General features: G+C 62.7%; 11 protein-coding genes. 9 read left to right on the forward strand and 2 right to left on the reverse strand.

Going from position 1 to position 15,929, the window contains the following annotated elements; all coding sequences use genetic code 11:
* Positions 1-458 precede the first annotated feature (458 nt).
* From VMT40_RS36915 to VMT40_RS36940, 6 genes are all read left to right on the forward strand, one after another.
* Entirely contained in the window at positions 459-1,397 is a 939-nt protein-coding gene (locus VMT40_RS36915) for a MinD/ParA family ATP-binding protein (RefSeq protein WP_326364307.1), read from the forward strand.
* The gene (eccD, locus tag VMT40_RS36920) at positions 1,397-2,926 is read left to right on the forward strand and encodes a type VII secretion integral membrane protein EccD (RefSeq protein ID WP_326364308.1); all 1,530 of its coding nucleotides are present in this window, start codon (positions 1,397-1,399) and stop codon (positions 2,924-2,926) included. The genes VMT40_RS36915 and eccD overlap by 1 nt, the downstream gene beginning before the upstream one ends.
* Positions 2,926-4,278 carry a type VII secretion-associated serine protease mycosin gene (mycP, locus tag VMT40_RS36925; RefSeq protein ID WP_326364309.1) on the forward strand — a complete coding sequence of 451 codons (1,353 nt, stop codon included), beginning with the start codon at positions 2,926-2,928 and terminating at the stop codon, positions 4,276-4,278. The genes eccD and mycP overlap by 1 nt, the downstream gene beginning before the upstream one ends.
* A 47-nt stretch (positions 4,279-4,325) precedes the next feature.
* On the forward strand, positions 4,326-5,981 hold the full coding sequence (gene eccE / locus VMT40_RS36930) for a type VII secretion protein EccE (protein ID WP_326364459.1): 1,656 nt from the start codon (positions 4,326-4,328) through the stop codon (positions 5,979-5,981).
* Between the two features lie 18 nt (positions 5,982-5,999).
* On the forward strand, positions 6,000-6,353 hold the full coding sequence (locus VMT40_RS36935; RefSeq protein ID WP_326364310.1) for a helix-turn-helix domain-containing protein: 354 nt from the start codon (positions 6,000-6,002) through the stop codon (positions 6,351-6,353).
* Between the two features lie 76 nt (positions 6,354-6,429).
* Positions 6,430-7,443, forward strand: a complete 1,014-nt coding sequence (locus VMT40_RS36940) for a discoidin domain-containing protein (RefSeq protein WP_326364311.1) — start codon at positions 6,430-6,432, stop codon at positions 7,441-7,443.
* On the opposite strand, the gene VMT40_RS36945 is transcribed toward VMT40_RS36940, so the two are convergent.
* Positions 7,430-7,735 carry a hypothetical protein gene (locus VMT40_RS36945; RefSeq protein WP_326364312.1) on the reverse strand — a complete coding sequence of 102 codons (306 nt, stop codon included), beginning with the start codon at positions 7,733-7,735 and terminating at the stop codon, positions 7,430-7,432. The two genes, VMT40_RS36940 and VMT40_RS36945, sit on opposite strands and share 14 nt — an antisense overlap.
* Positions 7,736-7,742: 7 nt before the next feature.
* Here VMT40_RS36945 and VMT40_RS36950 point away from each other — a divergent pair, with 7 nt between their 5' ends.
* Positions 7,743-8,108 (forward strand): hypothetical protein, encoded by a 366-nt coding sequence (locus VMT40_RS36950; RefSeq protein ID WP_326364313.1) that lies wholly within the window; start codon positions 7,743-7,745, stop codon positions 8,106-8,108.
* A 108-nt stretch (positions 8,109-8,216) separates the two neighbouring features.
* Positions 8,217-13,073: an NAD-glutamate dehydrogenase gene (locus VMT40_RS36955; RefSeq protein ID WP_326364314.1), complete on the forward strand. Its 4,857-nt coding sequence runs from the start codon at positions 8,217-8,219 to the stop codon at positions 13,071-13,073.
* Positions 13,074-13,138: 65 nt separating this feature from the next.
* On the opposite strand, the gene VMT40_RS36960 is transcribed toward VMT40_RS36955, so the two are convergent.
* Positions 13,139-14,191, reverse strand: coding sequence for an SPFH domain-containing protein (locus VMT40_RS36960; protein ID WP_326364315.1), 1,053 nt, complete (start codon positions 14,189-14,191; stop codon positions 13,139-13,141).
* A gap of 183 nt (positions 14,192-14,374) precedes the next feature.
* Between VMT40_RS36960 and VMT40_RS36965 the strand changes: the two genes are divergently transcribed.
* Complete coding sequence (locus VMT40_RS36965; RefSeq protein WP_326364316.1) at positions 14,375-15,898, forward strand: amino acid permease; 1,524 nt, start codon at positions 14,375-14,377, stop codon at positions 15,896-15,898.
* Positions 15,899-15,929: the final 31 nt, after the last annotated feature.

A 15,929-nucleotide genomic window follows, 5' to 3' on the forward strand; every position in this document is an offset into this window, starting at 1 on the left:
AAATGGATGCAGCACCGGGCGGATCCGGGGCATCCGGCCGGGCTCGGGGCTACGATGCCTTCTTCGCTCCGGGCGACGGGTTGTCCGGTACTGGACTCGGCTGGATTTCCGAGCGAAGGTCGGATGCAGGTCCGGAATCGGACGGCAGCGAAGAGAACGGATCTCCGCCACCCGGTTCGGCCGGTCCGTCTCCACGGGACGGGGGTCCCGCAGCGTCGGTGCAAAACCAGCCGGCGGCACCGGCTATGGCGGAGAGCGCATTGTCAGAGACGCCCATATCAGCTGCTATTGGTCAGGGCCAATCGCAGCTAGAATCTGGTCGGCACTCGTCCAATACCGCCCCGGCCCGACAGTCTTCGGCTGCAATCCCAGCCTCGTCTCGACCTCACGATCCGAGCGAGTATTCGATTGCGGTACAACCGGTTTCGGCGCATGGCTCACCCATTGCTGTCAACTCCTTGGACCTTCTCGCTGATATCGCGGTATCACGGCCGGCGCACCTGCGTTCGACCCATGGCATGCGCGGGGCGCTGAACCGAGTCGGCTTCCGGCTGGGTCTCTCACGCGCTGAACAGGACACCGAGGATCGGCGCGCGCTCGTTCGCCGCCAACTGACCAGCCCCTACCAAATTGCGGTGATCAGTGTGAAGGGAGGAGTGGGCAGGACGACAACGGTTGCCACACTCGGATCGACCTTCGCGAGCCTGCGGCCGGATCGAGTTGTCGCCATCGACGCCAACCCGGATTTCGGGGATCTTTCCGCGCGCACCGCGCGCCACCCATATGGGCTGACATTGCGTGATCTCGCGCAGTCGCCGAACACCGATGCTTTCTCTGCTGTGCAGTCCTATGCCTCGATCAATGATTCAGATTTGGCCGTGGTCGCCTCTCCGTGGTCGACGAGGGCGACCGAACCGTTGTCGGGGCGCGAGTACACCCGCGCAGTGGAGATCTTGCGCCGACATTACAACCTGGTGCTTGTCGACTGTGGGACCGGCATGTTGAACTCCTCGACTGCCACCGTGCTGGAATCGAGTGCCGCGGTCGTCATCGTCACCCCGCCGACAGTGGGCGGTGTTACCGGTGCTGTCGCCACCTTGAACTGGTTGGGAGCTCACGGGCTGCAGCATCTGTTCGGGTCGTCCGTGGTGGCGATCGTTCACCATCACCCGAAGAAGCCATCGGTCGATATCGGTCAGATAGAGACGTTGTTCGCGAGCGTCCAACGGCCTACATGCGTGCTGCCTTACGATGCCCATCTGGCCGAGGGCGGTTCGATCGATCTCAGGCTGCTGGACAAGCGCACTCGGCTGGCGTTCGAACAACTGGGCGCGGAACTGGCCGAAGGATTTCCCGATCACTTGACGGGTGCACCTGCGTCGTTCGGACGGCGGTGATGAGCACGTCATTCGCAGTGGCCCCTGCCACCTCCCAGAATTCCGCGGAGGTCGCGCGCGCGAGGGTCGCGGTCATGGTTTCCCGCTATCAGGTCGATGTCGTCCTACCGACGAGGTTCACCATCGAGACCTTCATCGACGACCTGCTCGCGGTGTTGACCAACGCCATCGACGACGACTCTGTCGATTTCACTCCACCAAGCGGGCAATGGAGTCTGGCCCGAGTGGGCGAGCCGCCGATACCCCGATGGCGGACCCTCGCCGATCACGATGTCGCGGATGGGACCGTCCTGATGTTGTCAGCGGTCGAATCGCCGGAAGTTTTCACACCGCTGGTGGAGGACATCACCGACGCGCTGGCCCGGACCAACGCCCGTCATTTCGCCGAATTCGATCGTGACACCGCGACTGTCGCGGGATTGTCTGTACTCGGTGTCGGTGCATCGGCCTTCGCAGTGATGCTGGGACTTTCGTGGATACGCAGCGGATCAACGCTTCCGTACGCGCTGCCTGCCGTGTTGCTGGGTGCGAGCTACGGTGCTGCCGCGCTGGTTGCAGATCGGCGCGCCGCTGCGGCCCGGACTGTACTGGGACTAGCGATCGCCGCACTGCCACTCCTGTTCATGGGTGGCGCAATGCTGGTCCCGCATGCTTACGCCGAGCCGGGACCTTTCACTGCGGCCAATGTAGCGGCCGGGGCGGCAGTGGTCGCTATCGCTGCGGCCGCGCTGTTGCGGTCGACACGAATCGGCGTCACCCCCTTGCTTGCCACCGCGGTGTCGGGCGTCCTGATAGCCGCTGCAGCGTTGTCGGTGACATACCTCGCCGTATCGGCACGTCATGCTGTCGCGGCGACGGTCTTTGCAGGGCTTCTGCTGCTGACCGCGGCCCCCCGGCTTGCTGTGATAGCGGCTCGGATTCGCCCACCGGATCTGCCCGACCCGGGCAGCGACATCGCTCCGGCCACGCTCACCGACATCTTCGACGAATCCGAAAATGGTGACGAAGAGGCGGAGGGGCAGACCGACGGTGCAGGGCGATGGCAGAGCAGGCTTGGAGCGGACATCGAACGTCGCGCTCGTCTCGCCGTCACAGGATTGCGGGGTCTGATCCTCGCCGCGTCAGCGCTTCTGGCTGGTTCCACAGTCATCGTCGCCGTGACAGCAGTAGGAGGCGTCCGTGAAATTGTGTTGGCCGTTGCAGTTTCGGGCCTGCTGGTGTTGAGGGCTCGCTGGCATCCGGATCGCGTTCAGGCGCTCGCGCTGATCGCTGCTTCCACGGCAATCGTCGTGGGAGCTGGATTCGGGCTGATCGACGCCTATTACTCGGTGTCGGCCAGGGTTGTTGTCGGAGCCGCGGTCGCCGGTGTCGCCGGTGTGGGATGCGTTGTGGCGCTGAGGCTTCCGGGTCGACGGTTATCTCCGATAACCCGAAGATTGATCGACCTGGCCGAATACACCTTGATTCTCGTTGTCCCTGTCCTGACCTTCTGGATCATGGGCGTTTACACCGCTGCTCGGGGGATCTGATGCGTTTGGCCGCCATGGTTGTGGCAGCGGCTGCGGCGATGGCGTTCGTACCGGTCATCCCGGCCGCTGCCGTCGAGCAACCGCAGGTCGTAGTCGGGTCGACGCCTCTGGACGATCCACCCGGACCTGAACTGTCCACCAAACAGAACCGTGGATGTCTGGGGGCGGGCGTGTTACATGACAGCGACCTGTCGCAGCCGCCACCACCCGAACTTGCCCTCGACCTGCGCCATGCGCGGGCGTTGAGCAACGGTGCCGGTGTAACTGTTGCGGTGATCGATACGGGGGTGACACCGAACCTGCGGCTGCCCAATCTGATCGGTGGCGGCGACTATGTCGTGCCCGGTGGCGACGGGTTGTCCGACTGTGATGCGCACGGCACGTTGATCGCCGGAATCATCGGGGCAGCAAGCGATCCCGGGGACGCGTTCGCCGGTGTCGCGCCGGCGGCCCGGATCATATCGATTCGCTCCAGGTCGGATGCATTCGATTTCGAGCGGCCCGCCAGCTTCGATTCTGCCCAGCAGAGCGCGATGGACGTCCGGACCTTGGCTCGCGCCATCACACATGCGGCAAACCAAGGCGCAGGGGTCATCGTGATATCACTGCCGATCTGTGTCACAACGACCGCCGCAGTTGACCAGTCCATGCTTGCGGTAGCGATCGGATACGCAGTGCGCACGCGAGGAGCCGTAGTGGTGGCCGGGGCCGGCAACACCGGAGATCCTGGCTGTCAGCAGAATCCGGACATCGATCCGACCAAGCCCGCTGACCCGCGCAATTGGGATGGTGTGAAGACCGTCTCGACCCCGAGTTGGTTCGCCTCCGACGTGGTTTCTGTCGGATTCACAACTGCAACCGGCGCGGAGGTTCCGGATTCCCTGACTGGACCGTGGGTTTCGGTTGCCGCGCCCGGTACAGGAATCGAATCATTGGGTCCTGGAGGCGGATTGATCAACGGGATAGGGGCTTCCGGGAGTCTGGTCCCGGTCGGCGGTTCATCGTTTGCGGCAGCCTATGCCGCAGGAGTCGCAGCGTTGCTGCGCTCACGATTCCCAGCCGAGACACCGGGCGAGATCGTAAACCGGTTGCGGGCCAGTGCCCACGCGCCGGCCCGCGGTGTGGACAACGCCGTCGGCGCGGGATCGATCGATCCAATGGCAGCGCTGTCCTATCGGACCCCACCGCAGTTGCCGGCCGGACTTGGCAGCCCGAGAACCCTCGCTATGGCAGCACCACCACCTTCGAAGGATGCTCGACCGGGTACCTACGCACTGATCATCATCGCCCTCGCCGGTGCGCTGGCCTTGTGTGTGGTCGGGGCCGAGGAAATCTTGCGGAGGCGGGAGTGAGTGCGCGGATCCGGCTGGCAGGGGCAGAACGTGCGCCATTCGCGGCCATGGTGATCGGTGGGGGACCGGTACTGGCCGGAATGTCGACGCGAGTTCCGTGGTGGGTTTGTGCGGCTAGCCTGGCGGCGGTATTGGCGTCGGTGACAGTGCGTGTGAACGATCGAACCGCTGTCGGATGGCTGTATGGGTGGGCCCAGTACCGATTCCGGCGTTCGGCACGCAGTCGTGCCCTGCTCGAACCGGCCGATATCCAGGACGTTGAGGTTGCTGCGGGTACCTGCGGAATACGCACAGCGGGAACAACTTTGGTGGCCATGGTGCAGCTGGCTCCCGATCTCGATCTGCCGACCGTGATTGCCGAGACCACCATTTATACAGAGGACACCGTTGCCGTCGCCGCGTTGATGCCGATGCTCGATCAATACGGCATCGATATCGATATCGATATCGTGACCACCGGGCAACGCGTTCGTTCGACCGGCAGCTACAGCATGCTCTACGACCAACTGGTCGGATCACATCCGGTGGTCGGTAATCGGTTGACCTGGCTGGTGCTGCGCCTGGATCAAGAACGCAACCTGGCCGCACTGACACAGCGTGGGCCGTGTGCTGTCGTGGCACCGAAAGCGCTCGCGACCGCTGCCCACCGTATCGCCGTGCGCTTGCGTGAACGCGGAATCGCGGCGCAGGCACTGCCTTCGGCAGCGATGCACGAGGCAATCCGGCTACTGCACACAGGAGTCGAACTGGCGGAATTGCGGGAACGATGGGGACGATTACAAGCTTCTCCAGGACGAGATGCGACCAGCTTCCTGGTTGATTGGGGGCGTCTCGACGCTGCCACGCTCGACGATTGCTGGGCCTGGAATCGGGGACACACCACGCTTGTGCTCGGATTGACCGAGTCTCAGCAAGGCCCGCGTGCACTTGTGCGATTCGTCGGCCCCCCGGTTACCGCAGCCCTGCCCGACTATTTGCGCAGATTGCCCGGCCACCAGGCCGTCGCGTTGCGTGCCTCTCTTCCGGCAGAGACGTCTTGGAGCGCAGTACCGCTGATCGAATCGGGGACCGATTTCGCGCCTGACGAGCTGCTTGCTGACCTCACCATCCCGATCGGGCCCAACGGTCAAATTCTGGGATCCATCAGCGGACAACCTCGCCATACGCTCGCGCTGGCCCTTTTCGACCCGGCCCAATACCAACCGCGGCGGCGCAGCGTGGATGTTCAGGCGAAACTGCCGGTCGCACAGCAGATCGTCTTGCGGGCAATGGCAGTAGGCGCTGATGTTGAAGTCCATTCGGCTCGCCCGCAGCGGTGGCGCCAGTTGATCGACGCCGTCGGCGACGAGCGATCTTTGAGACTTGCCGTCGAAGAGGGTGTCCACGCAGCCGATTCCGAGGTCGGTCAGCGGCAGGCGACGATTGTCGTCTTTGATCAAATTCCGCCGCGTGCCTCGGCGGCTCCGACTACCGTCACCATCAACGAGCCCGGAGGAGGCCGCCCGCCACGGCGGACCGCGGATCTGCAGATCCGCCAGGTAAGTGAGACTGCCGTGGAGGTGAGCATTCCCATGCGAACCTTGCGTGTGGATCTCATCGAGCCGCGAGGTGAAACCCGATATGTCGATGAGCTGGGCGATCCCACCACGGCGCGGACCGAAGCGGGTCACCCGGAATCGGTGACCAACCATCCGGGGCGTTGACTGAGTTGGGAGTGAGGAATGACTATTGGCGTGATGGCAGAACGTGATGCTGACAGCGGCGACATCGAAGGCCGCGAAGACAGTGACGTCCCGACTCCCAGACAGGCGGCTGCGGAGCTGTTTTCCAGTCGGCTGTCCGAGCTCATCGCCGAATCGATGGTGTCGACCGAGGACGGATCGACACGATCTCTGACGTTGTATGCGCTGGCACAGCATCTGGAGTTGGCCTATCCGGATGTTCCGGTCTCGCAGTCAGGGCTGTACCGGCTGATACACGGCGACGCGATTCCGCGGCTGGATCTGATCATCGCCCTGGCTCGGGTCTTTGACGTGCCGCCCGAGTATTTCGTCACTGGCGACAAGAAGCCCTGATTCGGATGCGACCGGCTTCTCAGGGCTGGTAAGACTCCGGTCGGGTTTCGGGCTGCGGAGAAATACGATCCGGATCATGTCGGATACCGACCTCGGCGACTCTTTCCAACGCCACCGCGGTGCGGTCTTGAAGGCGCTGCTGTCCGAACCATCACTGGAGGTTCAGGCGGCAACGCACGATAAGCCGCCACGTGTCGTCGCGTCCGTTGGTGTACGTCCCGAGGAGTTCGAGGTCGAAACCTCAGCACCGAAGGCGGGCCGTCGGCACGCGGTCGGGCCGCGGGCGAGCGATCAGATTCTCGCGCTGCTCAATGGCGGGGTATCGGAGATTGCACCAGAGGTCGAGTTTCCGCCGGACTATTCCGAGCGCACCGCCTCCGAACCTAAGTCTGCGCCCGCAGAGGATCCACCATCGGCGGGCAACGGCGCTGGGGCGGCCGCTGAGGTGGTCCGCAACCTCTCCGCGCGGGTCGCATTCGCCTGGCTCAGACGACCGAAGATCGCTTTGGTTATCGGTGGCGGGCTGGTGGTGTCGCTGGTGCTGTTGCTAACCGTTACTCAGGGCAGCCATCAATCCAAACCGGCCGCCATTGAGACAGTGACCAATTCTCCGACGGCGGCGCCGTCTGTTCCGACCACGACCACGGTTGTCGGAGCTGTCATCCAGGTGAAGTCGGCGCAGTCGCATTGTCCGCCCGGCAGCACCGCGGGGATGGACGCTTTCGGCGGCCAAGGGAAGGCTTGGTCGTGTGTGCGCGCCTACAAGGTCGACGGGCAGGTTCTGACAATCGATCTCGGTAAGACCTATCAACTCGATTCGGTCGGCATAGTCCCCGGATGGGACAGCGTTGGATCCGATGGGGTAGATCAGTGGCCCAAATACCGTACGGTGAGCCGAGTCTCGTACCGTTTCGACGATCCCAACGCGACCACTGACACCCAAGAAACGCTCGGCCAGAGAACCCTTGTGGTCACCCGGTTGAATCCGCCGATTACCGCATCGCACATCACGCTCACGGTATTGGAATCGAAGGGTGATCCCTCCACCAACGTCGTTGCGATCTCCTCGATTGTGATCACCGGACATTGACCGTTCCCGCTTTCGTCTGCAGATACTGCTCGCACCGGAACAGCGGTGCTGATTCCCGCTGTTCCCACTGTGGAGCGCCGATCTCGGACCCCGAGCCCGCGACGTCGTCGGGCAAGATTGTCAGAGCGATCGAGGTGGTGGGGAAAGACGCGCTGGTGGAATCGGAAAGGGTTGGTGCCCACCAGCTTCGCCGCTGGCAGTGGAAGGCTGCTGGAGTGGGTGTGGCAGCCTTGGTCGGTTTGGCGATGGTGACTGTGCATTCTTGCTCGGTCCCAATCACGATGCCCACCACTTCGGTAGTGGGCAACCAGCAGCTTCCGGCAATGCTGGGCGCGGTCACTACCTGCGATCGGCCCGGGCCGGCTGGATCGGTCGACAGATGTGTCATTGCGGCCAGCGAGCCACTGCTAGCCGGGGGGATCGCCGGCAATCAGGAACTGGATTGCTACGTGCAGGTCGAGCGGCCTGATCAGGTGGCCTCGACGATCCGCAAATGGCGGGCGACGGGCGCCAAAGTCGTGTCGGACGGCAAAGTCTTCGTGGCGATCGGGCCCTCGGACAACGTGTGGTACGCGGACACCCGAACGGGGTTGGAGATCGAGACTGGCACCTTCGTTGGTTCTGCGGCGGCACTGGCGTTCGTGGTGCGGGCGGGGCTGGCTTAGTGCCTCCGCACAGATGATACTCTATATAATGCGCCGTCAAATAACGGTACACTAAGTAAGTAACTATGAGGCTCTGAACATTACTCGGAGTCCAGGAGGCGTAGGGCGATGGTGGCGAGCACCAGGCAGTCGATGCCATGGAGAGGGTTGCAGAATGAGCCCACTGCCTTGGCTGCAGCCTATTTCCGCTGGATACAGCCAGGAACGTCGGCGATTACCGAACGTGCCGAACAGATCTTCCAGAGCCATTACGAGCTCGCGGCTCAACGTGAACCGGGAACCGCCGTCCTGCGCACATACAGAAGTGACGATGCCATCGGTTTGGGTGCGGCAATCCAGATCGTCAATGACGACATGCCGCTGCTGGTCGACTCGGTGACCGCGGCGCTGCGCCGGGCAGGGGCCGTGGTCACCGAAGTGGTACACCCGGTCTTCGACGTGACCCGTACCAGTGACGGCCGATTGCAGGCGGTCGCTGAACGGGACAGCGATATCGAGGACGGTGACCACTCTGCCGGACACGGGAGCTTCCATGAGTCGTGGATTCATGTTCAGCTGAAGGCTGACACCGCTGACCAGGTCCTCGAACGCGCCGAGCGAGAAATCGGCCCGCTATTGCGCGACGTTCGCACAATCGCGAATGACACTCACGCGATGGCCGAGACTCTCGCTGGTGCCGCCGAACGATTGGGACGATCCGCCGACCGCCGGCACTATACCGAACTGGCCGACTACGCACGGCTTTTGCGGTGGCTGGCGGAGGGGCGATTCACCCTCCTCGGCTATGGCTATTATCAGGCGCGTCCAGGCGTCGATTCACACCAGGTACCCGGCACCGGCCTCGGTGTCCTGCGTAACGGTGCGAATTCCGATGTCCCCATTGCGGCCTCGACTTCCGCTGGGCCAATGGTGCAGCTGACCAACGGTACGGTCGATTCGCTCGTGCCCGGCGCTGGCGACCTCATCTTCGTCCGCATCGCCGACTGCAGTGAGGAGACCGAGGATTCGATCGGACCGGACGGTATGGTCGAACCACTGCCGGGCGACCACGTTTTCGTAGGTACGTTCACCGTCGCCGGACTTCACGAGAACATCCTCGATATTCCGGTAATCTCGAGGCGGGTACATCAGGTCCTCGAGTGGGCGGGCGTCGCCTTGAACTCGTTCACTGGTCAAGCAATGCTCGAGATGATGCAGACCTTTCCTCGAACCGAGCTGTTCTCCACGACGACCCGCCGGCTGTTCGAGACAGTGTCCGCCGTAGTTAATGTTGGACTACGCCGACAGGTGCGGCTGTTTCTGCGAGAGGATGTGCGCAGCGGGTCGATCTACTGCCTGGTGTATGTCCCGCGTGATCGCTACTCGACGGCTGTTCGATTGCAAATGGAAGAACTCGTTCGGGCAGAATTCCGCGGTGAACAGGTCGACTACTCGGTCCGGGTCGCCGAATCAGAGTTTGCGGTGTTGTACTTCACCGTCCACCGCGGGCGGGATACGGAACCTGCCGACCTCTCCGAGGCCAATCGGAGTCGGATCGAGGACCGGCTGTACGAGTGCGCGCGAACGTGGGGCGACCGGCTGGTCGCGGCGGCCGCTGGGATCGGGTTGGTGCCGGCGACTCTCATCCAGCAGTACGCCGACGCCTTCCCCGCGTCGTACCGGCACGAGTTCGAACCCAGCCGAGCATTGAAGGATGTGACACGACTGATCGGGTTGGCCGGAGGTGGGATCGACACACGTTTGTATCGGGAAGCGGATGCGCCAGACGACCAGTGGCGCTTCACCCTCTATGTGGCCGGAGATGAAGTGTCATTGAGCCGGGTGCTCCCGGTACTGCACAGTCTTGGCGTGGAGGTCGCTGACGAGCGGCCCTATCGAATCCCGTTGCCGAATGGCGAACCGCGCTGGATCTACGACTTCGGACTCCGGATGCCGGTGCCCGCGTCCGAGGATTGGGGATCGGAAGATGTTGTCTGCGAACGCTTCTCGGATGCCTTCCAAGCGATGTGGAGCGGCCGGACCGAGGTCGACGGTCTGAACGAGCTGGTTCTCCGTGCTGGGCTGTCGATCCGACTGGTCGTCGTCCTGCGGGCCTATGCAAAGTATCTGCAACAGGCGGGATTTGCCTACACCTTCGCCAACATCACACGAGTGCTGCTGGCGTATCCTCTCGCGGCTCGACTGTTCACACAGTTGTTTGCCGCGCAGTTCGACCCTGACCGCTCGGCCCGGTCCGATGAATCGCGGGCTGACGAGCTGGCGGAAAAGCTGAGCGTCGAGATTGATGCGGTAGCCGGCCTCGACACCGACCGGATTCTGCGTGCCATCCTGGGATTGATAACCGCCACCCTGCGGACCAACCACTATCGTCACGACCACGACGGGCAACCACCGGCATACCTGGCGCTCAAACTCGATCCTCGAAAGATCGCGGAGTTGCCGCAACCTCGACCGCGCTACGAGATTTTCGTGCACTCCCCGCGAGTGGAAGGCGTGCATCTGAGGTTCGGTCCCGTCGCGCGGGGTGGTCTGCGATGGTCGGATCGGCTGGAAGACTTTCGAACCGAGATCCTGGGGCTGGTCAAAGCACAAGCGGTCAAGAACGCAGTGATCGTGCCGGTCGGGGCGAAAGGTGGATTCGTCGTGAAGCGACCTCCCGCGCCATCGGGGAATGCCGCCGCTGATCGACAAGCGTTGCAGGCGGAGGGCGTTGCCTGCTATCGGACTTTCATAGCGGGCATGCTGGACCTCACCGACAATGTGGACCGCGATACCGGTACTGTGGTGCCTCCTGACCGAGTTGTGCGTCGAGACGGGGACGACACCTACCTGGTCGTAGCCGCGGACAAGGGCACAGCAGCATTTTCCGACATCGCCAACGACGTCGCCAGGCAGTACGGGTTCTGGTTGGGTGATGCGTTCGCCTCGGGCGGGTCGGTCGGTTACGACCACAAAGCAATGGCGATCACCGCGAAGGGCGCATGGGAGTCAGTGCGGCGTCATTTCGCCGAGACGGGTGTCGACACCCAATCCCAGGATTTCACGGTGGTCGGTATCGGTGACATGTCCGGCGACGTCTTCGGTAACGGGATGCTGTTGTCCGAACACATCCGGCTCGTCGCGGCCTTCGACCACCGCCATATCTTCCTGGATCCCGATCCGGACGCTGCCCGTTCGTTCCAGGAACGACAGCGAATGTTCGCGCTTACGCGCTCGTCGTGGGCTGACTACGACAATGCACTGATCAGTGCCGGCGGCGGAGTCTGGGAACGCACAGTCAAGTCGGTTCCCATCAGCTCTCAGGTCCAGCGAGCACTCGGATTGGCTCGTGATGTCACATCGATGTCGCCACCAGATCTGATTCGGGCGATCCTGCTCGCGCCCGTCCAGTTGCTGTGGAATGGCGGGATCGGTACATATATCAAGGCGTCGAACGAGTCCGACGCCGAGGTCGGAGACAAAGCGAACAACACCGTACGGGTGGACGCGAATCAGTTGCGGGTCAAGGTGATCGGGGAGGGAGGCAATCTGGGCATCACCGCCGCGGGCAGGATCGAGTTCTGCAGGCAGGGCGGCAAGTGCAACACTGACGCCCTGGACAACTCGGCAGGGGTCGACTGCTCGGACCGTGAAGTCAACATCAAGATTCTGCTTGATAGTGCGATCTCGAGCGGCGAATTGCCCGCTGCCGAACGCAATCCGCTGCTGGCGTCGATGACCGATGAGGTCGCCACACTCGTGTTGAGTGACAACATCTCTCAGAACAATCGCATGGGCCTGGCTCGTACCAGCGCGCCATCGCTGGTCGATGTGCACCGGCGACTGTTGGCCGATCTGGAGGCACGGCGCGGCCTACAGCGCGAGATCGAAGGACTGCCTTCCGACGCCGAAGTGAAGCGCCTGGCCGAGGCGGGCCGAGGATTGACCTCGCCCGAGCTGGCGAACCTGCTCGCGCAGGTCAAACTCTCGATCAAAGCGGACCTGCTCGATAGCGATCTCCCCGACAGCGCCGCGTTCGCCGCGATGCTGCCAGCGTATTTCCCTGCCCCCCTGCGTGATCGACTGTCGCACGGAATCAGCAAGCATCCTCTTCGGCGCGAGATCGTGTCGACCATGCTGGTAAACGATATCGTCGACAACGGCGGCATCACCTACGTCTTTCGGCTGATCGAAGAGACCGGCGCCACGACCACCGACGCGGTACGCGCCTTCACGGCTGCAGTCGAAATATTCGGGTTGCGGGACCTTTGGCACCGAATTCGCACGACGGCAATGCCTATGGCGGCGAGGGACGCCCTCGAGCTGGAAACCGAGCGCACATTGGATCGCGCCTCGCGATGGCTGCTGATCAACCGGCCCCAACCGATAGCGATCGGTGCCGATATCAGCCGGTATCGCGAGGGTATTGGCGCGCTGGCGCCCACAGTCCCGGCTTGGCGGCCCGGTCACATTGCCGACGACCTGCTCGGCCGGTCGCGCACGGTATTGGGCCTCGGCGCTCCGCGAGAGCTCGCCGAGGAGGTGTTCCTTCTCATTCACCGTTTCCCACTGCTGGATGTGCTCGACGTCGCCGACATCTGCGAGCGTGACGCTGCAGAGGTTGCGGACCTCTACTACACACTCAACGAAACCTTCGAAGTGCAACGGCTGCTAGACGCGGTCGGCCGCATGGAAGCCGGCGATCGATGGACTACGCTGGCGCGCTTGGCGGTTCGAGACGATCTCTACTCGGCGTTGCGTGCCTTGACAATCGATGTGCTGACGACAACGGAGCCAGTTGAGTCCACCGAGCAGAAGATCACTCACTGGCAGTCTCTGAGCCGGTCTCGTCTGGCCCGTGTCACTGCGACACTGGCCGAGATTGCCAGCGCTGGCCGCTATGACCTCGCGACCTTGTCGGTGGCGGCCCGGCAGGTCCGCAGCGTGGTCAACGGTGGGGAATTGAGTCTGACAAGCGGGAAATGAGCGGGCCCCACATCTGCTCGGTACCTGCTTGCTGTCGACACGGCTTCGCGCGAGCGTGCTTCCGCTCAATCGACTGATTGGCCGCATTCGGGACAGAACCGGGCAGCTGTGGGGAGTTCATTGCCGCAGCGGCATCGCCGGCCGGTGGACCTGCGTTCGATCTTTTCGCCACATTCGATACAGAAGCGGGCGTGACCTGCATTGACGGTGCGGCATCGCATGCAAACCTGTTGTTCAGAGCTGGCCACCGACGCGGGGTGAACTCCAGCGCCGATTTCCAAGTTTTGGCGAATCGCGTTGAGCCCCAGGGTGGTTCCTATGAGGTTGCCATCGGCTCTGCTCTCGCCGTGGGCAAGACCTTGACTGGCGCCCAGCGCCAGTTCGCCGGCGGCGTAGCGCTGGAAATCTCCGGCCAGGCGGATATAGGTGAGGTCCTTCGCCAGTCTCTTGAGTCGATCGGCATCCTCTGGGGCGAGTGTCAGATCGAAGTTGCCGAGTCTGGGGATCCGCAGCCCATACTCGTACAAAGTAAGGTTCGCGCTCCGCACCACCTCGTTCTCTACCGGCCCCAGCTGAGCCGACATGCCCAGCACCTGCCACTTCCCGCCCGAGATCCCTTGGGTAACAACTACTTTCATTGCCTTGAGAAGGATCTCGGCACACCATGACTCCAGTGTGGCGGGCTGGGAGAGGTCGGCGGTGCCCGCCAACGAGGTGAGCAGCACTGTGGGGTCACGTACCGACAGGGCGAATTCGCCGAATACCCGCAGCGTGACAACCTGTTCGCTGATCGGATCTGCGATGTCGGCGATCCGTCCACCAAACTTGATCGCCGGGAACTCGCGCGTCGAAACGAAGTACAGCTCCGCGCGGTAAAACCTGCCACCGCTGATCGTGTCGATCAATGCGCCCAGGCCGGGCAGTTCGTCGGTGTCGATCCGGTGTCTGCCGGGTCCGAGAGCTGCGACCACGTGCCCAGACGTGACGAGCAGCGCGGTTTCATCAGCGTTGACAATCGCGCGGCTGTAACGGCGGATGCTGACATCCGGCCACTTGTAGACAAGTTGATTCTTGCGGTCGTCGGGTACCGCAATGAACTCGCGATCGAGCCATGCCATCTGCCACTCCAACTATCTGACGCGTCAAGCGTATCGACCCATGGTGATCCGCTGGACGACTGATCTGTCCGCCGACGCCTCAGCCGGCCGGCGCTGCGACGAGTCGAGGATTCGAGATTGAACGGGCCGCTACTTAACGGTACATTAATTGGCGGAATAGTATTGCCGTCGAAAGGCTGGCTCATGACCACCGTTCCAGGTCCCGCAGAGGTGCCGCCGGATGTTCTGCACGCTGAGGATGTGGGCTATCACAAGGCGTTGCGTCCTCGTCAGTTGCAGATGATCGCGATCGGCGGTGCGATCGGAACCGGACTGTTTCTCGGTGCCGGTGGCCGGTTGGCCAGTGCCGGCCCAGGCCTGTGCCTGATCTACGGTGTTTGCGGAGTATTCGTATTCTTCGTCCTGCGAGCGCTTGGCGAACTGGTGTTGCATCGCCCGTCCTCGGGGTCGTTCGTGTCCTACGCGCGTGAGTTCTACGGCGAGAAGCTGGCTTTCGGTGTCGGATGGATGTACTTCTTTCACTGGTCCATGACCGGGATCGTAGACATCACCGCGATTGCCACCTATGTCCACTACTGGGGAGCCACCAGTTTCATACCGCAGTGGTTGATTGCATTGATCGCTCTGACACTGGTGGTGAGTATCAATCTCATCTCGGTGCGCTGGTTTGGCGAGATGGAGTTCTGGGCGGCCCTGATCAAGGTGGTCGCGCTTGCCACATTCCTGGTAGTGGGGACCGTGCTCCTGGTGGGACGCTTCAAAATCCAAGGTGCGCAAACCGGATTCACCATGGTTAGTGCACACGGGGGCCTGGCACCGCTCGGTGCCACACCCCTGGTCTTGGTGACGACCGGGGTTGTGTTCGCCTATGCCGGAGTCGAATTGGTCGGCACCGCGGCGGGCGAAGCGGAGAACCCGGAGAAGATCATGCCGCGGGCGATCAACTCGATCATCGCTCGGATTGTGGTTTTCTATGTCGGGTCGCTGGTGCTACTGGGACTCTTGTTGCCATACACCGCGTTCAAAGCGGGAGAAAGCCCGTTCGTCACCTTCTTTGCGAGACTTGGTGTCAGCGGTTCCGGTTCGATCATGAACGTCGTCGTGCTGACGGCCGCGTTCTCGAGTCTCAATGCGGGCCTCTACTCGACCGGCCGGGTCCTGCGCTCGATGGCGATGAATGGTAGTGCGCCAGGCGTTGCAGCGCGGATGTCACCGAGCGGAGTTCCATACGTCGGAATCCTGGCGACCGGAACCGTCGCGCTGACCGGCGTCGGGCTCAATGCGGTCGTACCCGCGAAGGCTTTCGAGATCGTGCTGAATATGTCCGCGCTCGGCACCCTGTCGACCTGGTCGGCGATCATTATTTGTCAGCTGCAACTGTGGCGGAGATGGCGCAGGGGCGAGACGCAGCGCCCGGCATTCCGGCTGATGGGCGCGCCCTACACCAGCTTTGCGACGCTGGCGTTCCTGGTGACAGTGGTCGCGATTATGGCTTTCGGGGGCAGCGGCACCGAACGAGCCTCTGTGATCTCCGCGGCGGTGATCTTGTTGCCTCTGCTGCTGATTGGATGGTTCCTGGCCCGCGAGCGAGTACTGCAGATCGCCAAAGATCGGGTCGGCTACACAGGGCAGTTTCCGATCGTTGTGGAGCGGCCGTTGCCGCGCAGCGAGGCCCTGACAACAGCCGACCCGTCCGAACAGAGCTAGTTCGGCTGTGTTCGCGCCAAGACAACGGGTT

The organism is Nocardia sp. CDC160, assembly GCF_035818795.1.
Taxonomy (GTDB): domain Bacteria; phylum Actinomycetota; class Actinomycetes; order Mycobacteriales; family Mycobacteriaceae; genus Nocardia.